Annotated in this window: 27 protein-coding genes and 1 pseudogene; 16 read left to right on the forward strand and 12 right to left on the reverse strand. The window is 68.1% G+C overall.

What is annotated here, in order from left to right:
• Window positions 1-94: 94 nt before the first annotated feature.
• Genes PSS76_RS00315 through PSS76_RS00325 form a run of 3 tightly spaced genes read right to left on the reverse strand, consistent with a single transcriptional unit; the run spans window position 95 to window position 3,290 of the window.
• Window positions 95-1,753, reverse strand: a complete 1,659-nt coding sequence (locus PSS76_RS00315) for a CotH kinase family protein (RefSeq protein WP_337455725.1) — start codon at window positions 1,751-1,753, stop codon at window positions 95-97.
• The gene (locus PSS76_RS00320; protein ID WP_005516395.1) at window positions 1,753-2,430 is read right to left on the reverse strand and encodes a DUF4956 domain-containing protein; all 678 of its coding nucleotides are present in this window, start codon (window positions 2,428-2,430) and stop codon (window positions 1,753-1,755) included. Before PSS76_RS00320 ends, PSS76_RS00315 begins: the two co-directional genes overlap by 1 nt.
• Window positions 2,430-3,290: a polyphosphate polymerase domain-containing protein gene (locus PSS76_RS00325; protein WP_013414476.1), complete on the reverse strand. Its 861-nt coding sequence runs from the start codon at window positions 3,288-3,290 to the stop codon at window positions 2,430-2,432. The genes PSS76_RS00320 and PSS76_RS00325 overlap by 1 nt, the downstream gene beginning before the upstream one ends.
• Before the next feature lie 125 nt (window positions 3,291-3,415).
• On the opposite strand from PSS76_RS00325, the gene PSS76_RS00330 reads away from it, so the two are divergent.
• From PSS76_RS00330 to PSS76_RS00345, 4 genes are all read left to right on the forward strand, one after another.
• Window positions 3,416-4,276, forward strand: a complete 861-nt coding sequence (locus tag PSS76_RS00330) for an SMP-30/gluconolactonase/LRE family protein (RefSeq protein ID WP_022593323.1) — start codon at window positions 3,416-3,418, stop codon at window positions 4,274-4,276.
• A gap of 162 nt (window positions 4,277-4,438) precedes the next feature.
• On the forward strand, window positions 4,439-4,966 hold the full coding sequence (locus tag PSS76_RS00335) for a hypothetical protein (RefSeq protein ID WP_041674502.1): 528 nt from the start codon (window positions 4,439-4,441) through the stop codon (window positions 4,964-4,966).
• A 270-nt stretch (window positions 4,967-5,236) separates the two neighbouring features.
• Window positions 5,237-5,944 carry a TMEM165/GDT1 family protein gene (locus PSS76_RS00340; protein ID WP_337455726.1) on the forward strand — a complete coding sequence of 236 codons (708 nt, stop codon included), beginning with the start codon at window positions 5,237-5,239 and terminating at the stop codon, window positions 5,942-5,944.
• A 9-nt stretch (window positions 5,945-5,953) separates the two neighbouring features.
• Window positions 5,954-6,439, forward strand: a complete 486-nt coding sequence (locus PSS76_RS00345) for a heme-binding beta-barrel domain-containing protein (protein WP_005516401.1) — start codon at window positions 5,954-5,956, stop codon at window positions 6,437-6,439.
• 4 nt (window positions 6,440-6,443) lie between these two features.
• On the opposite strand, the gene nrdF is transcribed toward PSS76_RS00345, so the two are convergent.
• Both nrdF and PSS76_RS00355 read right to left on the reverse strand, forming a co-directional pair.
• Window positions 6,444-7,412: a class 1b ribonucleoside-diphosphate reductase subunit beta gene (nrdF, locus tag PSS76_RS00350; protein ID WP_337455727.1), complete on the reverse strand. Its 969-nt coding sequence runs from the start codon at window positions 7,410-7,412 to the stop codon at window positions 6,444-6,446.
• A complete protein-coding gene (locus PSS76_RS00355) occupies window positions 7,405-8,043 on the reverse strand; it encodes a superoxide dismutase (protein WP_013414471.1) in 639 nt (212 codons plus the stop codon). The genes nrdF and PSS76_RS00355 overlap by 8 nt, the downstream gene beginning before the upstream one ends.
• Window positions 8,044-8,296: 253 nt before the next feature.
• Here PSS76_RS00355 and PSS76_RS00360 point away from each other — a divergent pair, with 253 nt between their 5' ends.
• The 6 genes from PSS76_RS00360 to PSS76_RS00385 all read left to right on the forward strand — a co-directional run bounded on the left by PSS76_RS00360 (window position 8,297) and on the right by PSS76_RS00385 (window position 14,434).
• Window positions 8,297-9,133, forward strand: a complete 837-nt coding sequence (locus tag PSS76_RS00360; protein WP_005516405.1) for an alpha/beta fold hydrolase — start codon at window positions 8,297-8,299, stop codon at window positions 9,131-9,133.
• Between the two features lie 35 nt (window positions 9,134-9,168).
• On the forward strand, window positions 9,169-10,332 hold the full coding sequence (locus PSS76_RS00365; RefSeq protein ID WP_013414470.1) for an acyl-CoA dehydrogenase family protein: 1,164 nt from the start codon (window positions 9,169-9,171) through the stop codon (window positions 10,330-10,332).
• Between the two features lie 15 nt (window positions 10,333-10,347).
• Complete coding sequence (locus tag PSS76_RS00370; protein ID WP_084962304.1) at window positions 10,348-11,229, forward strand: VOC family protein; 882 nt, start codon at window positions 10,348-10,350, stop codon at window positions 11,227-11,229.
• 104 nt (window positions 11,230-11,333) lie between these two features.
• Window positions 11,334-12,104 carry a TetR/AcrR family transcriptional regulator gene (locus PSS76_RS00375; protein ID WP_005516409.1) on the forward strand — a complete coding sequence of 257 codons (771 nt, stop codon included), beginning with the start codon at window positions 11,334-11,336 and terminating at the stop codon, window positions 12,102-12,104.
• A gap of 55 nt (window positions 12,105-12,159) precedes the next feature.
• Entirely contained in the window at window positions 12,160-13,578 is a 1,419-nt protein-coding gene (locus PSS76_RS00380) for an amidase (RefSeq protein WP_005516410.1), read from the forward strand.
• A 34-nt stretch (window positions 13,579-13,612) separates the two neighbouring features.
• Window positions 13,613-14,434 carry a hypothetical protein gene (locus tag PSS76_RS00385; RefSeq protein WP_106850813.1) on the forward strand — a complete coding sequence of 274 codons (822 nt, stop codon included), beginning with the start codon at window positions 13,613-13,615 and terminating at the stop codon, window positions 14,432-14,434.
• Window positions 14,435-14,441: 7 nt separating this feature from the next.
• Here PSS76_RS00385 and PSS76_RS00390 read toward each other — a convergent pair whose 3' ends face one another.
• Both PSS76_RS00390 and PSS76_RS00395 read right to left on the reverse strand, forming a co-directional pair.
• Window positions 14,442-15,083 (reverse strand): ankyrin repeat domain-containing protein, encoded by a 642-nt coding sequence (locus PSS76_RS00390; RefSeq protein WP_084846238.1) that lies wholly within the window; start codon window positions 15,081-15,083, stop codon window positions 14,442-14,444.
• A pseudogene (locus PSS76_RS00395) lies at window positions 15,080-15,670 on the reverse strand (GlcG/HbpS family heme-binding protein). The gene PSS76_RS00390 and the pseudogene PSS76_RS00395 overlap by 4 nt, the downstream one beginning before the upstream one ends.
• A 141-nt stretch (window positions 15,671-15,811) precedes the next feature.
• Between PSS76_RS00395 and PSS76_RS00400 the strand changes: the two are divergent.
• The 3 genes from PSS76_RS00400 to PSS76_RS00410 are packed head-to-tail and all read left to right on the forward strand — an operon-like array spanning window position 15,812 to window position 18,135.
• A complete protein-coding gene (locus PSS76_RS00400; RefSeq protein ID WP_041673732.1) occupies window positions 15,812-16,969 on the forward strand; it encodes a sensor histidine kinase in 1,158 nt (385 codons plus the stop codon).
• A complete protein-coding gene (locus PSS76_RS00405; protein ID WP_337455728.1) occupies window positions 16,966-17,586 on the forward strand; it encodes a response regulator in 621 nt (206 codons plus the stop codon). Before PSS76_RS00400 ends, PSS76_RS00405 begins: the two co-directional genes overlap by 4 nt.
• A 3-nt stretch (window positions 17,587-17,589) precedes the next feature.
• Window positions 17,590-18,135, forward strand: coding sequence for a hypothetical protein (locus PSS76_RS00410; protein WP_337455729.1), 546 nt, complete (start codon window positions 17,590-17,592; stop codon window positions 18,133-18,135).
• Between the two features lie 24 nt (window positions 18,136-18,159).
• Here the strand turns inward: PSS76_RS00410 and PSS76_RS00415 are convergent, their stop codons facing one another.
• The gene (locus PSS76_RS00415; protein WP_237172600.1) at window positions 18,160-18,633 is read right to left on the reverse strand and encodes a PadR family transcriptional regulator; all 474 of its coding nucleotides are present in this window, start codon (window positions 18,631-18,633) and stop codon (window positions 18,160-18,162) included.
• 87 nt (window positions 18,634-18,720) lie between these two features.
• Here PSS76_RS00415 and PSS76_RS00420 point away from each other — a divergent pair, with 87 nt between their 5' ends.
• The 3 genes from PSS76_RS00420 to PSS76_RS00430 are packed head-to-tail and all read left to right on the forward strand — an operon-like array spanning window position 18,721 to window position 19,899.
• The gene (locus PSS76_RS00420) at window positions 18,721-18,948 is read left to right on the forward strand and encodes a hypothetical protein (RefSeq protein WP_175271690.1); all 228 of its coding nucleotides are present in this window, start codon (window positions 18,721-18,723) and stop codon (window positions 18,946-18,948) included.
• A 54-nt stretch (window positions 18,949-19,002) separates the two neighbouring features.
• The gene (locus tag PSS76_RS00425; RefSeq protein ID WP_238774451.1) at window positions 19,003-19,518 is read left to right on the forward strand and encodes a DUF3558 domain-containing protein; all 516 of its coding nucleotides are present in this window, start codon (window positions 19,003-19,005) and stop codon (window positions 19,516-19,518) included.
• A 15-nt stretch (window positions 19,519-19,533) separates the two neighbouring features.
• A complete protein-coding gene (locus PSS76_RS00430; protein WP_013414459.1) occupies window positions 19,534-19,899 on the forward strand; it encodes a hypothetical protein in 366 nt (121 codons plus the stop codon).
• A 28-nt stretch (window positions 19,900-19,927) separates the two neighbouring features.
• Here PSS76_RS00430 and PSS76_RS00435 read toward each other — a convergent pair whose 3' ends face one another.
• The 4 genes from PSS76_RS00435 to PSS76_RS00450 form a co-directional block, all read right to left on the reverse strand.
• Window positions 19,928-20,734, reverse strand: a complete 807-nt coding sequence (locus PSS76_RS00435; RefSeq protein WP_084962324.1) for a hypothetical protein — start codon at window positions 20,732-20,734, stop codon at window positions 19,928-19,930.
• 63 nt (window positions 20,735-20,797) lie between these two features.
• A complete protein-coding gene (locus tag PSS76_RS00440; RefSeq protein WP_084846229.1) occupies window positions 20,798-21,400 on the reverse strand; it encodes a TIGR03086 family metal-binding protein in 603 nt (200 codons plus the stop codon).
• A gap of 73 nt (window positions 21,401-21,473) precedes the next feature.
• Entirely contained in the window at window positions 21,474-22,109 is a 636-nt protein-coding gene (locus tag PSS76_RS00445) for a DUF6308 family protein (protein ID WP_372490013.1), read from the reverse strand.
• A 1-nt stretch (window position 22,110) separates the two neighbouring features.
• On the reverse strand, window positions 22,111-22,695 hold the full coding sequence (locus tag PSS76_RS00450) for a hypothetical protein (RefSeq protein ID WP_064079377.1): 585 nt from the start codon (window positions 22,693-22,695) through the stop codon (window positions 22,111-22,113).
• Window positions 22,696-22,761: the final 66 nt, after the last annotated feature.

Consider the following 22,761-nt stretch of genomic DNA (forward strand, 5'->3'; position numbering starts at 1 on the left):
CCGCGCCTCGCCCCCCTCCGCGTTTCGCGCACTTATCGCGCTTTTTCGGGGTCCGGGAGCGCGACAAGTGCGCAAAACGCGGGAGCTGAGGGGGTCATCCGACGATGACCTCGTGGTCGACGAGGGCGTCGGTGCGGGCCTGCAGGCGCGTGCGCAGCGTCTCGACCTGCTCGGCCAGGGCGTCGGCGGTGAGCGAGTCGCTGGTAGGGACGGAGTCGGCGATCTCGTCGAGGATCTCGATCGCCCGGCCGCTCGCGAACAGCTGCTCGTACAACTCCCGGTAGGCGTTCTCGTAGATGCCGGTGAACGCGCCGGACGCGAGGAACCGCTCCTTCAAGGCATTTCCGCTACGCATCCCCCCGCCGCCCATCGCCGGCGCCCCCTGCCGACCCGGACCGCCCTGCTGGACAGGTGCGCCCTGCTCCTGCCGCTGTCCGGCCATCCTCGGTCCGCGCTGCTGCGGCTCACCGGCGGTGTCTGCGGTCGGAACATCGGTGGTCGCGGCACCGGGGGGTCCCCCCATGCCTCCCATGCCGATCGAATCATGGGGTCCGGCAGTGGAGTTCGACGACAGCGCGAGGTTGAGATCCCACGAGACCACCGTGAGCTTCTTCGTTCCGAGGTCGTACCAGAGGTAGTAGTTGCGTCCCGGCCCAGCCATGTCGTCGCTGTTGACCAGGAGGTTCTGCGTCGCGACGTAGCGGGCGAACGACTCGACGTCGACGTGATCGGACAGGTGTGCGGCGAACTCGTCGTCACTCGCGCCGTCCATCCACTTCAGGAAGCTGATGATCGGTTGCAGGTCTTGGGAGCCTTGACCGTTCACCTGCGTGAACTGGTCGGCGTACGTCGTCTGGTCGTCGCCCTGATACGTGAACGACGAGTTGGCGTCGGCCTTGTAGAGCACGCCGGGGTCGTCGAACAGTGAGTTGGCGTAGCCGTCGTCGGGATGCTCGAGCAGCAGACGTGTCTGCGTCGCACCGCCGTTCACCGAGTAGGTCGCGTAGCTGTAGCGTTGCGTCGCCTGCCCGGACTCCGCCGTGAGCGACAGCGCGGTGGCCTCGTTCAGCACCGGCGATCCGGGACGCACCGACAGTTCGGTCATCCCCTGGTACGCCCGGCCCTCGACGAACTTGTCGAACCGGATCAGCAACGGCAGCGAGGTCGGGTCGTCCGCGGACAACGACACCATGCCGCCCGGGCCGCCACCGCCCGGTGGGGCGAACCCCTCCGGGATCTCCATCCCCTCGGGAAGTCCCATTCCGTCCGGAAGTTCCATTCCTTCCGGAAGCTCCATCCCCTCGGGCAGTTCCGGCATCTGCATGCCACCGGGTCCCTCCGTCCCGCCGCGCAGCCCCATCAGCGTGGAGTTGCCCTTCAGCCGCACCCCGACGTCGGTGATCAGCGTGCCGTCGACGGTGACGTCGGCGGTGATCCACTCCTTCTCGCCCTCGTCCTGGTAGGCCGCGATCATCCGGTCGTAATCCGATTGCGAGAAATCGAGATTCACCGTGTGGTCCTGCTCGGCATCGAAGAAGTCGACGGTTCCTGCGATGTTCTCGGTGATGTCCGATGCGATGACGCTCGCGTTGCCGGTGATGTAGGGACGCACGCGCGTCGACCCGAATACCGTTGCGGCGACGAGGACGAACGCACAGAACACGGCGACGAGCGGCCAGTGCTGCCGAAGCGACACCGGAATGCGGTGCCGCAGTCGCCGCGGCGGGCCCCCGGAACCGTTCTCGGTCGTCATCAGATATCGGTCTGGTCGTACCCGGTCAGGACCGTCACGCGTTGACCGGTGTTGACCTCGCTGAGCGCGGCGATCAACTCGGCCGGCTTCTTCCCGGGCTTCAGCTGCGCGGTGTAGTACAGCTCGGTGAGCGCGCCGGCGCGAACGGATTCGGTACTGACGAGCTCGAACTCCTTGGTGAACTGGACCAGGATGTCCTCGACCACCGCGGTGTAGCCGGGCTCCGGCGGCACCTGCACCTTGACGACCTGCCGCTGGACGTCGAGCTTGAACCAGTTGAACCGGCTCATCAGCACCAGCACGAGGCAGATCGCGACGGTCGCGGCGATCGCGAGGACGTAGAACCGTGTACCCGTGGTCATGCCGATCGCCATCACCAGGAAGATGAACCCGACGTCACGAGTTTCCTTGATGGCGTTGCGGAATCGCACCACGGAGAGCGCACCGACGAGCGCGAAGGCTCGCGCGATGTTGGAACCGACCACCAGCATGATGAGGCTGATGACCATGCCCACGAGCACGAGGGTCTGCACGTAGGACTGACTGTAGGAGACGTTCTTGTGGGTCAGCCGGTAGACCCAGCCGATGATCGCGGAGAGCACGAACGCCAACGACAACGACACGATGATGTCGAACGTGGAGAACGTCCCGCTGAGGTCTTGGAGGTCGAAGTTCATCATGCTCCTGTCGGGGCGAACCGAGTGTCGAACACGTCGGCCGGTGCGGTGGTGAGGTTTTCGGGGAGTCCGTGCAGGCGCGACCGTGGCGCCAGGCCGAAGGCCTCCACGCTCTGGCAGTACTTGGAGACGCGCACCACCGACATGTCCAGTCGTGCCGTGAGGTCGGTGACCCAGTACGGCACACGCTCGTTGGCCTTTATCTCGACGATGCACAGGTGCGGCGGAATGATGAAGCGGTTCTCGGACGTCGACGCGAAGTGGAAGTCCCGGTCGCGGCCGTGCACCCGGTGGTCGATCGTCACGCGCAGGCCCAGGTCCGCCTCGGTGCCGACGAAGGCTTCGCGCAGGTATCCGGTGGTGACCGTCGGCACCAGGTCGAGATTGCCGAGGAGAGTCGACACCTCGCCGACGAAGGCCCGCTGCCGGTCGTCGTGCTCGATCGACCGACGCTCGTCGCACAGTTGTCGTGCCTGCGCGTACGGCAGTTGGATTCTGCGCTTCTGCGTCACGCGGTTGACCCGCTGTTTGATCTCGACGTACACCGGCGTCGCGTCGGTCGCCTCGGACGGCCGGCCGTAGAGCCGGACACGCAGCTTGCGCCGGAAACGGAGCCCCTCGATCTTCTCCCAGTAGAACCGCAGGTTCCGGGTGTCGTAGTAGAGGCTCGTGACGGGATACCCGCCCACGGGGCTGAACTCGTCGGCCGCCATATGGGCGGCGAGCGCCTCCCGCAACCGCGGCACGTCGCGTTCCTCCGCCAGATACTTGATCTCGTAGCGGTTGAACGCGTGCAGTGAGCTGGCGGTCTGCAGGTAGCCGGAGGGCGCGGCGAGTCCGCGCGAACCGGGTGATGACATGGTCGGTGCAGCCTTTCTCTCGGGGGCGGCACCAGTTCATCGGGTGAACCTCGAGTGAACCTGCGGTGAACCTGGGAGGTTGCTCCGTCTCGCCGAGCAAGCGTTCAGTACGTAGTCTGGCGACTATGACGGACCTCACACTCGACACCCTCGCCACCGGTCTGGCGTTCCCCGAATGCCCCCGGTGGCGGGACGGCCACTTGTGGTTCTCCGACATCTACCGCGGCGTGGTCCTGCGGCTGGATCCCGCCACCGGGGACGTCGAGCATGTCGTCGAGGTGCCGGGTCAGCCCGCAGGCCTGGGATTTCTGCCCGACGGCGATCTCCTGGTCGCGTCGGTGGAGGAACGCAGGATCTATCGTCTCGGTTCCGACGGCACGCTCAGGCCGCACGCGAACCTGAGCGGCATCGCCACCTGGCACCTCAACGACATGACGGTGGACCGGCACGGCCGGACGTACATCGGTAACTACGGCGATGCCAGCGCACCCCCGGAACCGCCGTTCCCGGCCGACCTGGCGATGGTCGAGGCCGACGGTACCGCGCACATCGTGGCGACGGAGATGATGTTCGCGAACGGCATGGCGATCACCCCGGACGGCTCGACACTCATCGTTGCCGAGACCCGCGCGACACCGGCACGCCTGTCCGCGTTCACGATCGAGGCCGACGGCAGCCTGGTGAACCGCCGCGCACTCGTCGAGTTCGACGATCCCCGGGTCATGCCCGACGGGATCGCGCTCGATGCCGAGGGGGCCGTCTGGGTGGCGTCGCCGTTCAGCGAAGAGGTCATCCGCGTCGGCGCGGACGGCGCGATTCTCGATCGTGTCTCCGTGCCGCACCCGTACGCGGTGGCGCTCGGCGGCGCCGACGGCCGCGATCTGTTCGTCTGCACCGCAGACACCTGGGTCCCCGAGGAGGCCCTGCGGCTCGGCGGCGGCGCGATCCGGCGCATGCGGGTCGCGGTGCCCGGCGCGGGCCTCTGACGCCGGGCTGGCACTCGAGACCCCTTGTGTGCCAGCACTACCGCGGCGCATGCTCGTAGTACCCAACGAGGTGTGAACGACGCGCGCCGGGCGGGCCCGACATCGGGTTCGCCCGGCGCTCCCGTCGTCGACGGGTACCGCGCGGGAAGAATCGAGGCCGAGATGAACGAGAACGACTTCGTCGGAATCGCGCCGTTCCACGCCTCGGGAGACCTGCGCGGCTTCGTCATCTCCGGACGTTGGCCGGACACCACGCGGGAGTGGGCGCAGTTGCTGGCACTCGCGGTGCGGATCGCGTCGCTGCCGGGACTGTTGCCCACGTCCACCGTGTTCGGAGCCCGGGAAGAGGTCCCGGACGATCCGGCACCGGGAACGGTCGGTTTGATCATCGCGGAGGGTCCCGTCCTCGGCGACTCCGCGGTGTCGCCGGGTCGCTTCGTTGAACACCAGCCCCCGGCCCTGATGATGTTGCATCCGCCGGCCGAGACGGTCCCGTCGCTGCCGGAGTGCACGGGCGCCGCGTCGGGTTGCCTGTTGCTGCCGGGACTGCCGCATCTCGGGCTCGAGCATCGCGCCGCATGGGTCGAGGCGGAGGCGGACGGCACTGTCACATCGATGATTTCGCGCGTGGGAATCGACCCGATCAGCGATCCCGACACCGCAGTTCTGGCAATGCTGCTCGCGGCGTGACCGGCACCGAAAGAGAAAAGTTCGGTATTCCAAACTTATTGCAGCCTTTGCACTTTCACCAATCCACGGTTATCGTTGCGTCAGCGAAGGGGAGTAGCCCCCAATCGCTGGGTCGACATACTGGCCGGCACGACCAAGTGCCCGCCCGGCTCAGCGGACCGGTCTCCGTACCGGTGGGCGAGACCTTCGGCCCGCGAGCGCGCCGCGTTCGGGGCCGGAGGAAGGTTTCCCGACATCCTCCGAGAACGAGAAGTCCGGAGGAGGTTCCACATGCTGGCCGCGATGCTGCTGAGTTTCGGCGTCATCTTCGTAGCGGAACTGGGCGACAAGTCCCAGCTCATGGCAATGACATTCGCCCTGCGTTACCGCTGGTGGGTGGTGATCGCGGGCATCACCGTCGCCACCACCGTCGTGCACCTGGTCTCGGTCGGCGTCGGCCACTTCCTCGGGGCGGCACTGCCCACCACGGCGATCTCGATCGTCGGCGGCATCGCGTTCGTGATCTTCGGTCTGTGGACCCTGCGCGGCGACAGCCTCTCCGACGACGAGGAGAGCAAGGCCGGCAAGGTCACCGGCTCGGCCTTCCTGGCGGTCGCGTCGGCGTTCTTCCTCGCCGAACTCGGCGACAAGACGATGCTGGCCACCGTCACGCTCGCAGCCGACAACGACTGGGTGGGCGTCTGGATCGGCTCCACAGTCGGCATGGTGGCGGCCGACGCCCTCGCGATCGTCGTCGGCGCGGTTCTCGGCAAGCACCTGCCCGAGGCGGTCGTCCGGATCGGCGCGGCGGTCCTGTTCTTCGCCTTCGGCGCGTGGCTCGTCCTCGAGGGACTCTTCCCCGAGAGCCCGGCCGGCCCGATCACCGCCGGTGCGGTGGTGGCGGTCGCCGCTGTGGGCGCCGGCGTTCGACGCCTGACCAAGTGTCGTCCCGCACTCGAAGAGTCCGCCGATCAGCCCGACCGGTCGCGCACTTCCTAGACTGACGGCATGGATCAGACGCAGCCCGAACTGCTCGCGCCCCTCGGTGATCTCACCGCGTTCGCCGGACGCTGGGTGGGGGGCGGTTCCGGTCACTACCCCACGATCGACGACTTCGCGTACGACGAGGAGATCGAACTCGCGCCGAGCGGCAAGCCGTTCCTGTTCTACCGGTCCCGCACCCGCAAGCCCGGCGGCGGCATGCCGATGCACACCGAGACCGGCTACCTGCGGCGGGCCGGCGATGGCGTCGAACTCCTGGTGGCGCAGCCCACCGGTTTCGTGGAGATCCACCGTGCCACCCCGTCCGACGGGGTTCTCGACTTCGTCTCGCACGCGCTCGACGCCTCCCCGGACGCCAAGCCGGTCCACGAGATCCGGCGCCGCTTCGAGCTCCTCGAGGGCGGGACGGTGCTCGCGTACGACATGTGGATGGCATTCGACGCGGTGCCGATGACTCATCACCTGCGCGCGGAACTGCGCCGGGCGGACTGAGGATTCAGAAGTTCCAGTCCACGTCCTGGGTGGGTTTCTGCTTCCCGATGACGTATGCGCTGCCGGAGCCGGAGAAGAAGTCGTGGTTCTCTCCGGCCCCGGGATCGAGGGCCGACAGGATCGCCGGGTTCACCTGGCACTCGGACACTGGGAACATGGGCTCGTATCCGAGATTTGCGAGCGCCTTGTTCGCGTTGAACCGCATGTAGGACAGCACCTCTGCCGTCCATCCCACCTCGTCGTACAGATCGGCGGCGTACGCGACCTCGTTGGCATAGAGCGTCTCCAACAAGTCGTAGGTGTAGCGCCGATGCGCGTCGCGCGCGCTCGCGTCGAGCCGTTCGAGCGCTTTGCGGCACTTGTATCCGATGTAGTACCCGTGTACCGCCTCGTCGCGGATGATCAACCGGATCAGGTCGGCGGTGTTGGTGAGTTCGCCGTGGCTTGCCCAGTACATCGGCAGGTAGAAGCCGCTGTAGAACAGGAACGATTCGAGCATCACCGACGCCGCCTTGCGGGCGAGGGCGTCGTCGCCGCGGTAGTAGTCGACGACGATCTGCGCCTTGCGCTGCAGGTGCGGGTTGCGCTCCGACCACTCGAACGCCGCATCGATTTGCCGAGTGGAGCACAGCGTCGAGAAGATCGAACTGTAGCTCTTGGCGTGCACCGACTCCATGAAGGCCATGTTCGTCAGGACGGCCTCCTCGTGTGGGGTGACGGCATCGGCGATCATCGCGACGGCTCCGACGGTGGCCTGCGCGGTGTCGAGCAACGTCAACCCGGTGAACACCCGGATGGTCATCTCTCGCTCGGTGTCGGTCAGCGTCGCCCACGAGGCGAGGTCGTTGGACAGCGGAATCTTCTCGGGCAGCCAGAAATTGCCGGTGAGTCGGTCCCACACCTCGGCGTCCTTGGGGTCCGGCACCCGGTTCCAGTTGATCGCGTGAACCCGATCGACCAGGCGGTCACTCACCGCCGATCGCCTCCCGTAGGTCGAACGCGCGTCCGGCGCGCGCCGCCTCGAACCTGCGTCCCACATCCGACCAGTCGACGAGCGACCACAGCCGATCGATGTAGTCGGCCTTCACGTTCCGGTACTGCAGGTAGAAGGCGTGCTCCCACGCGTCGAAGACGAGCAGCGGTGTGCTGGTGATCGCGAAGTTCGTGTGGTGGTCGTGCAACTGGTGCACCACGAGTCGGGCGCCCACCGGATCCCAGGCCAGCACGCCCCAGCCCGATCCCTGCACCGTGGCCGTCGCCGCAGACATCTCTGCACGAAAGCCCTCGAAGCTCCCGAAGAACTCGTCGATCGCGGCCGCCAGTTCGCCGTCGGGCCGGTCGCCACCCGTCGGCGACAGATTGCGCCAGAAGATCGAGTGCAGCGCGTGGCCGGACAGGTTGAAGGCGAGGGCACGCTCGAGTCCCGCGAGCGCCGAGTGGTCGCCACACGCGCGAGCCTCCTGGAGTTGTTCCACTGCGGTGTTCGCGCCCCTCACGTATGCAGCGTGGTGTGCGCCGTGATGCAACTCCATCACCTCGCCGGAGATCGCGGGTGCGAGCGCCCCGTAGTCGTAGGCCAGGTCGGGAAGAACGTAATCGGGCATCTCTGGTCACCTTTCGTCGATGAATTGCCGTCAGACTAGCTCGAGTTCGGTCAGACGAACATTTCAGTTCTATTCAACGAACTTCCTGCCTGGTGGAACATGCGGTCACCAGAATCACTCAATCGCTTGATTGAACTCGGGAGTGACCGTAGGCTCACGATCCAGTATCGGAATTCGAACTGTTACCGAGATCGGTTCGCGCTCAAGGCTTCTTGCTCTTCGCCAACGAAACCGCACGGAGGATGGGACCAGAATGGACACGCTCGACTACGCCGACACCACCCGCGGCCCTTCCGCGACCGACAAGCTGCACTTCCACGAGGCGGGCGAGGGGCACCCGCTCGTGCTGCTGCACGGTTCCGGTCCGGGCGTGTCCGGCTGGTCGAACTTCTCGAAGAACCTGCCGGTCTTCGCGCGCGACTTCCGCACCATCGTCGTCGACATGCCGGGGTTCGGCGCGAGCCCCGACATGGAGTACGACCGGCCGTACCCCGAGGTCGCCGCCGAAACCATCGTCACACTGCTCGACGATCTCGGCATCGAGAAGGCGCACCTGCTGGGCAATTCGATGGGCGGCTGGGTTGCACTCGAGACCGCCGCACTGGCCCCGGACCGGGTGGACCGGATGGCTCTGATGGGCCCCGGCGGCCTGTACGCGCCGCTGCTCGGTCCGATGATGAGCGAGGGGGCGCGGCGCCTCAACGCCTTCCTGGTGGATCCCACGCGCGAAGCCCTCGAGGCGTGGGTCGACTCGATGGTCTACGACCCGGCCACCATCACCCCGCAGCTTCTCGACGAGCGCTGGGCCAACGCCACCGCACCGCGGGCGATCGAGCGCATGCGCGCGGTGATGGCGTCGCTCGGGCTGCCCGGCAAGGCGCCGCTGTGGGCGCGCACCGACGAGATCCCGCACAAGACGCTCGTCACCTGGGGCCGCGACGACCGCATGCTGCCACCGGACGGGGCCCTGTTCGCGTTGCGCCGGATGCCCAAGGCGGACCTGCACATCCTCGGCGAGTGCGGGCACTGGGCACAGGTCGAGCGCAAGCACGACTTCGAGTCCCTCGTCACGGAATTCCTGACCCGCTAGTCCCCGCTCCACGCTGACGAAAGGTGCTCCTCACCATGCAGTTTCAGCACGAAGCCATCGATTCTGTCCGCGCCGCCGGCGACCGGATGCGCGACCTGGAATCCGAGTGCGTCGAGCAGCGCAAGCTCGCCGACGACTCCGCCAAGATCCTCCGCGACGCGGGTGTCATGCGGCTCCTGCAGCCCAGGCGCTACGGCGGTTTCGAGGCCGACCCCGGCGTATTCAACGCCGCGATGTACGAGATCGCCCGGCTGTCGAGTTCGGCGGGCTGGGTGACCGGCGTCGTAGGCGTCCACTCGTGGCACCTGGGTCTGTACCCGGATCGGGCGCAGCACGACGTGTGGGGCGAGAACCCCGACACGTGGATCAGTTCGTCGTACAGCCCAGCCGGCACCGCCCGGATCGTGCCCGGCGGTTACGAACTGACCGGGCGCTGGGGTTTCTCGTCGGGCAGCAATCACTGTGACTGGGTGTTCGTCGGTGCGATGGTCACCGACGCGGACGGGCGCCGCACCGGACAGCAGGTGCACCTGCTGCTCCCCCGCGCCGACTACACGATCGACGACGTCTGGTTCACGTCCGGGCTCGCGGGCACCGGCAGCAACGACATCGTGGTCGACGGGGCCTTCGTGCCCGACCATCGTGTACTCGACGTCGCGGACCTGTACGCCCAGCGCTACCCCGGCAACGAGGTGAACACCGCGGGCCTGTTCCGGATCCCGTGGTACACGCTGTTCGTCAACGCCGTCGTGATGCCACTGGTGGGTATGTCGCGTCGGGTGCTCGACGAGGCCGTGGGAATCCACCAGTCCCGCTTGGCCGTCGACGCGTCGAAGCTCCCCCACCCGGCCTCCCTCACCCGCCTCGCCGAGGCCGACTTCGAGGTCGACACCGCGTACCGGATCCTGCAGGCGAACCTCGCCGACGCCTACGCCGCCGTCGAACGCGGCGACCAGGTGCCGATGGAGGTCCGTCAGCACACCAGACGGGACCACATCGCCGCTGTCCGGCTTGCTGTCTCGGCCGCCGACAAGGCCTACCAGGTCGGTGGCCCCCGCTCGATCTCCACGGCGAGCGCGCTGCAGGCGGTGTGGCGCGACGTCCACGCCGGTCAGCACCACGCCGTCAATCTGCCCGACCGGTCCGATCACGAGTACGGCGAGTACCTGCTCACCGGAAACCCCGGCACCCTCTACTGATCCGAGGAGTACGCAATGCCTGTTCTCTCGCTGGGATACCTGCGCCTGAACGTCGAATCGGCGGCGCGATGGAAGCCCTTTGCGGCCGACTTCCTGGGCATGATGCCCGTGGACGGCCCGCTGCCGGGCTCGCAGCACTACCGCATGGACGACTACCCGCCACGGCTGGTGGTCACCGAGTCCGCGACGCCCGGTCTGGAGGCGGTCGGATTCGAAGTCCTCGACCGTGGCGATCTGCGGGAACTGGTGGCCCGCGTCGAGGCGGCCGGGATCGAGACCCGGGCCGGCACCGCGGAGGAGTGCGCGCTGCGGCAGGTCTCGGGGTTCGCCGGGTTCGACGACCCCTCGGGCAACCGGGTGGAGTTGTTCTACGGACCGGTGCTCAGTCATCGTCCGGTCGAACTCCCGCACGTGTCCGGCTTCGTCACCGGCGATCAGGGCATGGGCCACGTCATCCTGAACGTGGTGGACACCGAGAAGGCGTACGAGTTCTACGTGGACGTACTGGGATTCGCCGAGCGCAACTCCCTCGAGCTCCCCGGCGGAACCAGTTACTTCCTGGGCTGCAACGCGCGCCAGCACACGCTCGGACTCAATCCGGCCCAGGGACCGGCCCTGCTGCACCTCATGGTGGAGACGGCGGACATCGACGACGTCGGCAAGGCACTCGACCGCGTCGACGGGCTCGGCATCCCCATGATGCAGTCGCTGGGCAAGCACACCAACGACCGCATGCTGTCGTTCTACGTCTACTCCCCCGACGGTCATGCCACCGAGATCGGCTGGGGTGGCGAGCAGATCGAGGGCCCGGCACCGACCTATCGGATCACCGAGGGAGCGGTGTGGGGGCACAAGTACACGCCCGCACCGGCCGGTGCGAAGGGGCTCCCGCTCTGAGGCAGCCACCGAGCAAGCGCTTCGTCGATCAATCGTCCAGTTCGCCGCTGCTAGCCTTCGGTGATACTCGGTCGAACCGAATACCTGGACAATGAGGAGTACGTGTGGCGTCAGCGGGTCGACGCGAAGTCATCCTGACAGAATCGGCGCGGTTGTTCTCCGACCGCGGCATCGCGGCCACGACGATCCGGGAGATCGGTGAGGCCGTGGGCCTGAACTCGGGCACGCTGTACCACTACTTCAAGTCCAAGGACGCGATCGTCTCGGAGATCCTGGTCAGCTTTCTGACGGACCTCGTGGAGCGGTACCGCGCGGTCGTCGCCCGACCGGAGAGCGCGCGGGCCCGTCTCGTCGGCATCGTCCGCGCCTCGCTCGAGATCGCCGACATGCACCCGTACGCGACGGAGATCTACCAGAACGACTTCGCGAACCTCGGGTCCCTGCCCGGCTACCCGGAGATCGCCGACGCGGTCCAGGCGTCGCACGATGCGTGGTACAGCGTGGTCGAGGACGGCGTCCGGGACGGCGAATTCAATTCGGGTATAGACATCTTCGAGTTCCAGCGGATGATGCGCGAGTGCGTGTTCATGTCGGTGCGCTGGCACCGCAAGACGCTCGGCCAGGACATCGACACGCTCACCGAGACGCTCACGACGGTGTTCCTCAACGGCTTCGTCCCGCCGCCGTCGGGGGCGGCGGCCCCGCCGCCCCCGCCCAAGCGGAAGCGAGTTCCCGAGCGGTCCGTCGCCTCGGATCCGACGCCGCCCGAGAAGGCGGGGGACGACGTCCAGGACATCCGGTCCGAACTGGACTCGCTGCGCACCGAGATGCGCGCGATCCGCGCGGCCATCGCCGATCGCTCCGACGCACCCTGACCCTTTCGCGACGCGACTGTTCCCCGCGGGCGTCGTGTCGTCCTACACTCCGGGCATGACGGACAGTTCGCGTGTGCACGCGTTCCGTGACGACGCCCTCGGCGATCTCGACGCGACCGGTGTCGCAGCACGGATCGCGTCGGGTGAGGTGTCGGCGCGTGAAGTGGTCGAAGCCGCGATCGAGCGGGCCGAACTGGTGCAGGGGTCCCTGAACGGCATCCAGTTCGCCGACTTCGAGCGCGCGCTGCGGCATGCCGACACCCCCCGCCCGGGCGTCTTCGCCGGCGTCCCCACCATCGTGAAGGACAACGTGGACGTCGCGGGTGCCCCGACCGGGCACGGCAGCGCGGCGTTCACCCCCTCCCCGGCACGCCGCAACAGCGACTTCGTCGACCAGTTCCTGTCCACCGGCGCCGTGTCGATCGGCAAGAGCCGGCTCCCGGAGTTCGGATTCAGCGCGTCCACCGAATACGAGGACGCCGATCCGGTGCGTAATCCCTGGGACCCCGACTACTCGTCGGGCGCGTCGTCGGGAGGATCCGCGGCGCTGGTGGCGTCCGGTGCGCTGCCCTTCGCGCACGCCAACGACGGCGGCGGCTCCATCCGGATCCCGGCTGCGGCGTGCGGGCTCGTCGGGCTCAAACCGACACGCGGACGCACGGTGGCCGACGCGACCGACAAGACGATGCCGATCCGCATCATCTCCCAGGGCGTGGTCACTCGGTCGGTGCGCGACTCCGCGCGGTTCTATGCGGCAGCCGAACGCTACTACCGCAACCCGAAGCAGCCACCGATCCGGCTCGTCGAGGGCCCCGGATCCGCGCGCCTGCGGATCGGAGTGATCGTCGACTCCGTGACGGGTGTACCCACCGACGACGAGACGCGGAAGTCGGTGCAGGCCACCGCGGATCTGCTCGATTCGCTCGGCCACCACGTGGAGGAGGCGTCGCTACCGGTCGACGCCACGTTCATGAACGACTTCCGTCTCTACTGGGGATTCCTGTCGTTCGCCGTCCTCACCGGCGGAAAGCGCATGTTCGGACCGTCGTTCGAGCGGACCGGTACCGACAACCTCAGCCGCGGCCTCGACGCGTTGTACCGCAAACACCTGGCGCAGACGCCGCGCATGCTCTATCGGCTTCGACGCAGCGCGAACGCCTACTCGAGAATGTTCCGGAACTACGACGTCGTGCTGTCGCCGGTCCTGAGTCACACGACCCCGAAGATCGGTTACCTCTCGCCCGCACAGGATTTCGACACTCTTCTCGAACGCCTGGTGAACTACGCGGCCTTCACGCCACTCAACAACGCGACGGGCGGACCCGCCATCTCCCTGCCCCTGCACCAGACCTCGGCCGGTCTGCCACTGGCGTCACACTTCTCCGCGAACCACGGAGACGAGCGCACGCTCCTCGAACTCGCCTACGAGCTCGAGGCGGCCAAGCCGTGGGCCCGCATCCAGGACCCGGCCTGAACGCCGAATCGTCCGGTAGGGAAGGCAATCACGGATGATCGACGACGCCGACATCACGGCGCACCTGACCGACGAGGTGCGGGCGCTCCCCTACCCGGGGCGGTGGTCGAATCCTCCGTTCGCGGGTGACGGCGCGGCGGTGATCGCCCGCGACGGCGACCTGACGGAGTTGCGCGTCGATCGGCGGGCCGGTCGCGTCGACTGGGTGGATCTGCAGACCGGAGCCGGGCAGATGCTCGCACCGTCGCTGCGCGTCCTCGGGGCGCTCGCGGCGGCGTACGCGACAGCATTACGGGACACCCGAGGAGCCGGCGACCGCGCGCTGCGTCGCATCGAGCGGACGTTCCTCGATTCCGTCCGCACGGTGTCCGCCGATCTGGCCGCCGACGGCACGTTCTGGGCTACCGCGGCAGAGGAACTCGGCGACGGTGTGCTCGGCGGTGAAGACCTGCCCGAACCGCTCACCGTGGTACCGGCGGGCGGGTCGACCGTCGTCATCGCGATGCCGATGCTGCGGCTGCACCGGGCGCTCGCCGACGAGGGACTCACCCTGTCCGACTACCGCTCCGCGGTGTCGTACGTGACGCTGTCCGGCGACCTCGAGACCACACTGGCGAACACAGCCCGCCCCGGTGCACAGGCGTCGGGACCGGCCCGGGTGCTCGTCGTCGACGGGCAGAGCCCGCTCACCGCCGACGCCCTCGCCTTTCCGGCGCTACGGACGCTGATCCTCGTCGAGCCCGCCACACTGCCGGAGCATCTCGCCGCAGCCGCCGCGGCCCTCGCGGTGGTGACCGTCGGCCCCCGCGAACCGTTCGCCCGGATCGCCGATCTCCTCGCCCACCACGCAGTCTGACGACCCGTCAGTTCGCCTCGGCCGCGGTAAAGAGCGCGACGATGTCGTGCTGGCCGCGGGCCTGCGCGTGCTGCAGCGCCGTCCGCCCGCGCGCGTCCCGGATCGACGGGTCGGCCCCGGCGTCCAGCAGTTGCCCGACGACGTCGACGTAGCGCGCCGAGCCGTCGCCGTAGAAGACGGCCTCGAGCAGCGCCGTCCACCCCGGGTCGTTGACGTGGTTCACCGGCACGCCGGCCGCGATGAGGATGCGGACCGTCTCGACATGGCCGTGCTCGGCCGCGGGAATGAGCGCAGTACCGCCGAACCGGTTGGTGGAGTGCACGTCCGCGCCGTGTTCGAGCGTCGCGACGAGAATGTCGTTCAGACCTTCCGCACCGGCGTACAGGAACGCCGAGTCCTCGATGGCGTCCTTCGCGTTCACGTCGGCCCCGGCCTCGATCAGCGCGATCGCTTCCGCGACCTCGTTCGCCTTGGTGGCCGCGACGAGGCGGCGTTCGAGGTCCGGGGTGGAGGGCGGCACGGCGTCCGCGGCTTCCACGGTTGCCGAGGTGACGGCGGAGGGTGTCGGGGTGGGCGTCAGGGCGACATCGGCGTTGCCGCAGGCGCCCGCCGTCAGCGCGACGGCGGCCACCAGGACGGCCGCTCTCACTGGAGGCTGCCGGCGATCTCGGCGAGACCCGCTGCCGCGCAGGCCTGATCGGCGTTGCCGTCGGGCGCCCCGCCCACGCCGATGCCGGCGATCGACGCGTTGCCGACCTTGACGCTCACGCCGCCGGGAAGGAACAGCGTGCCGGGCAGGTCGGCGATCGTCGGGCCGTCGCCCTTCACGCGTCCGGCGAGATCGCTGGTGTTCGCGCCGAACGCGGCGGCGGTGTAGCCCTTCGCGCGCGCCGCCTCGACGGTGTGCTCGGCAGCATTGTCACCGCGCAGCATCGCCTGCACGTTCCCGAACCGGTCGACCACCGAGACGGTGACGAAGCCGAGACCGTCGGCCTGGCACTTGGCGAGCGCGGCCTGCGCGGCGCGGCCCGCGGTCGCTACCGACAGCCGGTTGGCCGCCACGGTTCCCTTGTCGGCGTCGCCGGGCTTCTGCGACGACACGGCCACCGGGGTGACCTAGGTGGCGGTCGACGTGGCGGTCGTGTTCTCGCCGGAACCGCACGCGGTCGCGGCGAGCAGGGCGACGGCGGGGACGGTGATCGCGAGGGCGCGGGGCAGGCGGCGGGAGATGTTCATCGGGAGCCTTTCGAAACGAGGGGGAAACGAGTGCTTCCACCCTCACGCCGGCACCGGGTTCGCGACATCGGCCGCGCGGCCACGGTCGGATCATCCGAATGGCCGATCCCGGGTCGCTGCGGCGTCCGTAGGATCGGCCCGATGCAGGGCAACCGGGAAAACGCGGACAACGCCGCCTTCCGCGGACCGCTCGGTGTCGCGATCCACCTCTCGTTCTACGTGCTGCTCGCGGCGTCGACGGCCCGCTACCTGACGTATCACGGGGTGAGCGGGCGGTGGCTCGTGGTCGCCGGTCTGATCGTCGTGCTGGCCGGGCTGTACGCGGTGATCGTGGTGCTGTCCCGGCGCGGCGGTGCGTGGCAACCGTGGGTGTGGCCGGTGCTGACGTCGTGGGTGGCGCTGGTGTGGTTGGCGCCGAGCTTCGCGTGGACGGCGTTCCCGATCTTCTTCCTGTGCACACGTGCGTTCCCGCGCTGGGCGGCCTACCTCATCGTCGCGGCACTCGCGGTGTTCGCGGGCATCGAGTTCGCGTCGTTCAGCGGCCGCACCGAGTGGGCGGTGCTGCTGGCGCCCCTGTGCACCGGCGCGCTGATCGTGCTCGCCTACGGGCAGGTGGAGCGGGACAGCGCCGAGCGTGAACGCCTCCTCGGCGAACTCGTCGACGCCAAGTCACGGCTCGCGGAAACCGAGCGGGAGGCGGGCGTGCTGTCCGAGCGCGAGCGTCTGGCGCGGGAGATCCACGACACCGTCACGCAGGGACTCACCAGTGCGCTGCTGCACCTCGAGGCGGCCGACGAGGTGTGGGAGCGGTCCGGGCCACGGGCCCGCGACGAGGTGCGGGTGGCCACCCGCTCACTGCGCGAGAATCTCGCCGAGACCCGCAACCTCGTCCACTACCTCAGCTCCCCCGACCTCACGACGCAGACACTCGACGCCGCGCTGCTCGCCGCGGTCCGCGGATACGTGCCGTCGGCGCAGTTGCGGGTGATCGGTGAGCCGGTGGGCCTGCCGCCGGACGTCGAGCACGCGCTGCTGCGGATCGTGCAGAGCGCAGCGTCGAACATCCGACGGCACGCCGACGCGCACACTGTGGGGGTGACCCTGACGTACCTGCCCGACGCCGTCGCCCTCGACGTGTTCGACGACGGCAGCGGATTCGTGGTGGGTGAGACGAGCGGGTTCGGCCTACCGGCGATGCGGCAGCGCGTCGAGGCACTCGGTGGCACCTTCTCGGTGGAGAGCGCGCCCGGTGAGGGCACCGTCGTCGCGGCGCAGATCCCGATCGGGGCCGCGTCGTGATCTCGGTGCTGCTGGTCGACGACCACCTCGTGGTGCGCGCCGGGCTGCGGGCACTGCTGGATTCGCAACCGGACATCACCGTGATCGGCGAGGCCGACACCGGCGAGGACGCCGTTGCGATGTCCGCGGACCGGTCCCCCGACGTGGTGATGATGGATCTGGCGCTCGGTACGGGAATCGATGGTGTGGAGGCGATCCGGCGAATCCGCGCGGCCCGACCCGATCAGCCGGTGCTGGTGTTCACCACGTACGACACCGACGCCGACGTGGTGCGCGCGCTCGATGCCGGCGCGATCGGATATCTGCTCAAGGACTCTGCGCCGCAGGACATCTTCGGCGCGATCCGGGACGCGGTGGCCGGCCGCAGCGTGTTGTCGCCGCCGGTGGCGTCGCGTGTGCTGGACCGGATGCGACGTCCCGATCAGGCGTTGACGGCACGGGAGGCGGAGTTGTTGAGCCTGCTGGCCGAGGGGCTGACGAACAAGGAACTCGGCAAACGACTCTTCATCAGTGAGGCCACCGTGAAGACCCATCTGGCACACATCTACGCCAAGCTCGGCGTCGAGTCGCGGGCCGCTGCGGTCTCGATCGCTTTGCGCCGGGACGGGATTCGCTGACCGATGTCCTCGTTCTCCACGATTCGCGTGCACGGCACGCCCACGGTCTCACATCTCGATCTCGCGCTGCTGGAGACTTTCACGTTCGCCGACGGCGGCGGGCTCCCGGCGTCGTATCGCGACTTCGTGCGAAATCTCGGCTGGGGACGACTGTTCAGGCTGTGGCTGGTGTATCCGCCCGTACTCGACGGCTACGCGGACGGCTGGCAGGCCCGCAGCCGCATCCTCACCGAGCGGCTACAGGAGATGTACCGCGACGGTCACGCCGAGGATTTCGACTGGATGATCGAACCGGACGGCGCCTGGTCGCTGATCGACTCGCTGCGTGTCTTCGCGATCAGCGAGAACGGGGACGTGCTGGTGTGGGACACCGCCGCTCGCGACGAGCACGGCGAGTTCCCGGTGTACTGCTCACAGGGGATGAACTCGCTGCGGTTGCTCGGACGTTCACTGGATGCGGCGGTGACGGTGCTGCGCGCCGAGTCGGTGGAGTTGTTCGGCGAGAACGAGTTCGACCTCGAACCGCTCGACGCGCAGCGCCTGCCGTGACCGGACTGCCGGTCACGCAGGTGTTCACGACTCCGTGGCGGTGTCGCCTGAGCCCGCGTCCTGCTCGTCTCCGGCCAGGATCAGGTACAGCGCCCGACGGGCGTCGGTGAGCACCTTCTCCGCCGCGGCGAGTTGCTCGGCGGTCCCGGACATCTGGACCTGACGAGCGGCGCCGTGCAGGTCGTGGAGCGGTCCGCGTAGATCGGGTCCCGATCCCGCGAAGGCGAACGGGTCGCCCCAGGATTCGGCGTTCTGCTCGACGAACTCACGTCCGGCGTCGGTGAGGGTGACGAGCTTGCGTCCGCCCTCGGCGGTCGTCTGCACCAGGCCCTCGTCCTCCAACTGCTGGAGCTTCGGGTAGATCGCGCCGGCGCTCGGGCGCCAGGCACCGTTGGTGCGATCGGTGATGGTCTGCATCAGCTGGTAGCCGTACATCGAGTCCTCCTTCAGCAGGAGCAGGACGGCTGCGCGGACGTCGCCGCGACCTGCTCGACCCATGCCACCGCGTCCGCGGGGTCCTCCGTGTCCGCGCCCCCGGCCCCGGCCACCGCGCATGCGGGGGTCCTCGCCATCGAAGGGGCGGTGATGGCGGCGCTGACGGCCCATCTCCTCACCCCACGCGGGGTGTCCGTGCATCTGTTCCGGCCCTCGCCGGTGATTGATGTTCCTCATCGGTTCTTCCTTTCATCGTTTTCCGACACACTCACGATATATCGTGATCGTATCTTTGAAAAGGGTGGCGTGGGTCACCAATCCGTCGCGGCCGGTCATGCGATGGAACCGGGTGCGGTCTCGCTGCGTCTGATCCAATGAGCGAGTCGTCTGGGCGGTTGAGGGGGAAACGTGAGGTCAGTGAGTCGGTGGGGTATGGCTGTTCTCGTAGTGGCCGGTGTCGTAGGACTGGCCGGTTGCGGGTCGACCAGCGTGGAGGGGCAGGCCGAGACCACCAAGCCCGAGGCCGGCGAGCCGGCATTCGATCCGTGCAGCATTCCGGACGAGGTGCTTCACACGATCGGGCTCGACCCGGCGTCGGAGCAGCGGGATATCCAGGACGTCAAGCAGCCGGGCTGGAGCTTGTGCAGTTGGAACGACCCGGACGTCTCCTTCTTCGTCACGATCTTCGCCACGGGCAGGCCGCTCGACTCGATCCTCACCGATGAGCGATTCACCGACGTCACACCTGTCGCGATCAACGGACGCGAGGCCTTCACAGTTCGTGAGACATCGGACAAGCGCAACGAGCACTGCGACGTCGTCCTCGCCGCCGGGCCGGACACATTGATGCTGCAGTCCGACTACGCAAAGGGCCTGCCACCGTCCGAAAGCCCCTGTCCTCTTGCGGTCGAGAACGCACAGCTTCTCGAACCGGCCCTGCCTCGCTGACCGAAAGGCTCGATCATGTGGACGACCCCGTCATGGAGTGAACTCGGTGCGATGGCCGATTCCGGCGAACTCTTCCTCGAGGTCGGCGTCGCCGAGAAATGTGCGGCCCGCTGCGCCGAACTGAACCGTGAACTGGTCACACTCCAGCGAGACGCCAAACGCCTCGCACGTGTCGACGGCCTCGGCCACCTCCCCTCCGGCACAGCCTTGGCCCGCAAGTTCGAACAGAAGGCGTCGGGCGGTGAGTATCCGCTCGATCAGGCGCTCGCAGACCACATCACCGTCGTCGAGGAGATGCAGTCGGTGTTCGAGAAGATCGCCGCGAACTACGCGGCCGCCGAGGAGTCGAACGCGCAGCGGTTCACGGAAAGCGGAGGCTGACTGACCCGCAGCCGCTCGCCGGCGCGGTCTAGAACTCGGTGAGGTCCGCGAAGTTCTCCGTGTAACCGAGCAGCAGCACCAACGAGCCCCGCAATACGGCGCCGAGCTCGTTCCAGGCGTCGGCGTCGCGCTGCCCGTACAGCTCCCGCAGATCCGCGATGAGCGCGTCTACGTCACGCTGCTCGGGATCGACGACACTCAGGAACCCCAGTGTGGACGCGCCGATCCCGACGAGCTCGTACCCGTGCCGCTCCCGCATCCGGCGCGCCACCGCGCAACTCTCGAATGGCGTCCAGTCCCCGGCGAAGTAGCCGTTCGGGAGGTCGGCGAGCAGGTCGATGTCGTCCTCGGTCGGCAGGCACTGCACCACGTGCACGTCATCTACCACCAGACCGGGATCGCGATTGAGCGCGATCAGTGCCTCGATGTCGCTCGGCGCGGTGACGAGCGAACCGCACACGTCCTCCCATCGCACCGCACGATCCGGGTCCGCGAGCACCGCCCGGGCCGACTCGAACACCGCGGTGTCGTAGGCGAGGACGGCCTCGTCGGTCTCGTCGTCCGGGTACTCCACGTCGCCGTCCAGATCGTGCTTACCGCGCGCGTGGCCGCTCGTGTAGAGGCACTGGTTCGGGTCGTCCAGCGTCAGGAAGCACCGGCCGTCGTTTCGATGGGCCGCCTCGATTTCCCGGAACGCTGCGAGCAGCGCATCGAAGGACTGTGCCTCGGTCACGACTGCGACGCTCAGCCGGTTCACACCCCGGTGTCCCGCGTCGGGCAGGGCACTGACGACCGCCCCCGCGACGTCGCCGTGGGGCTGCCGGGTATCGGACACTGTTCCTCCATCAGGGCTCGGCGCTACCGCATGTCGAACCATGATCCCCGAAGGTCGCGCCGGCTAGTCGCCCACCATCTGCCCGGACGCCGCCCATCGCGGATCGCGTCCGGCGTATCCGAGGAGCCGGTCCAGATCGGAGGCGTCGTCCGGGACCGGAACCACCGGCCCGTAGAGCCCCTCGCGGCCCGCCTCCTCCCCCGGCACCGACATCGAGGCCGCGAAGCTCAGGCTCGCCTCGACGCTGGCCGGATCGGATTCGAAGGGCTGACCGGAGGCGCGTGCAAGGTCCCAGCCGTGCAGGACGAGCTCGTCGATCGCCACGGTGCCCATGACGGCGGCGGGCATCGTCACGCCGCCCGCCGCTGCTTCGCCTTCCCAGGCTCCGGGCTCACGCCACGCGGCGGGCAGTACCTCGAGTTGTCGTTCGAGCTGCTCCCGCCAGTCCACCGGCAGTTCCGTCGGCCGCGCCGACCCGTCCCCGGGGAACGGGGTCTTGCGCGCAGTGGCCGCGAACGCGGTCGTCAGCTCGAGGAGATGCCGCAGCAGGTCGGCCACCGACCAATCGGTGCAGGGCGTCGGGAGTCCCAGGTGCTCGTCACGAACCCCGGCGGCCACCCGCGCCACCTGCATCGACGCCGGGCCCAGGTCGTACTCGGTCGTCATGAGTGCCTCCGTCCGTTGAATGTCGTCTCACTGGTATCGACCGGGCGGGGGCGCGAAACTCATCGTCGCCGGATCACTGCGGGGACTTGAGCTGCATCCACGCGAGCACCGTGAGGATCCGTAGCGCCGGAACCGCCTCGTCCAACCCAGCCTGTTCGCGCAGTGAGACGAGGCGGCGCTGCAGTGCGCCGTCGTCTGCACGCAACGCCGTCCGCACGGACTCGAGGTGCGCCTGCTTCGTGTCGAGTACCTCGCCGATCACGCGATCGTAGATCGGGAAGAGCCGCGGTCGTTTCCGCGCGATCAGCTTCGACGCCACGGTGCGGCCGATGCTCGGCACCGTCCACAGCGCCGCCTCGAGCCGGCACACCGGCGACTCGGGGGTCAGCTCGTCAGCTTCGTCGGCAAGGTCACGGTCCGGCCCCACCGCGACCAGCAACTCGCCGAACTCGTCGACACGCTCCCGCAACAGGATCTGCGCGCCGTCCGGAGACACGTCGACCGACAGCATCGTGACCGCCACAAGATCGTCCGCCGTGAAAGTGTCGGCGTCTCGCCCGCGGGTCCCGGTCGAGTCCCAGGTGTCCCAGCGGGCACCGCTGCGCAGATACCCGGTCTTGACGAGCGGCTCGGTGAAGTACCTCCGCAGGACTTCGACGGCGGCGCCGTCGTCGTCGGCCACGAGCACCTTCGGGAGCCGAATCGTCATGTCAGTCATCCTCGTTCATCACGTCCAGCACATGCTGGGCGAACGAACGATTGTGGTACTGCGCGTACGGTCCGCGCCCCTTGCCGACCAGCGCCTGCGCCAGCGGACGGATCGTCGTCTCGTCGAGGGGCAGTTCGAAGAACTGTTCGTCGGCACCCTCGTCGGACAGGAACCAGTCGATGAGTACGCCGTCGCCGTCCGCAGCGGCATTGTCGGTCTTCTTGAAGCGCAGCAGCGGCTTGGCCAGCGCCAGCCCGTCGAGGCTGTAGCCGGTGCTGCGCTGCAGCGCCGACAGCGACGTGTACAGCACGGTGCGGAAGTCGACGGTCTCCCCGTTCTCGGTGTAGCGCTCCACGTACAGCACTTCCATCGGCCCGACGTTGAGGGTGAACAGACGTTCGCGTTCGGCGGTCTTGTTCGTCGTCGGCAGGCAGCTCAGAGTCCACTCGTCCACCTCACCCGACGCCGGATCGTCGAACGCCGACGCCAGGTAGCCGGCGATCAGATCGACCACCACATCGAAGAACGGGTCGGTCTGCAGCAGCTCGAAGTTGGCGTCGGTCGCGGCAGGGTGGATGTCAGGCATGCATGATCCTCGAGTTGTGGGGCGACCTTCGAGGATACTGGGCCGAGGGCGCTCTACTCCGCGCGA

This window comes from Prescottella sp. D32 (genome assembly GCF_037287305.1).
In the GTDB taxonomy this organism is placed as follows: domain Bacteria; phylum Actinomycetota; class Actinomycetes; order Mycobacteriales; family Mycobacteriaceae; genus Prescottella; species Prescottella equi.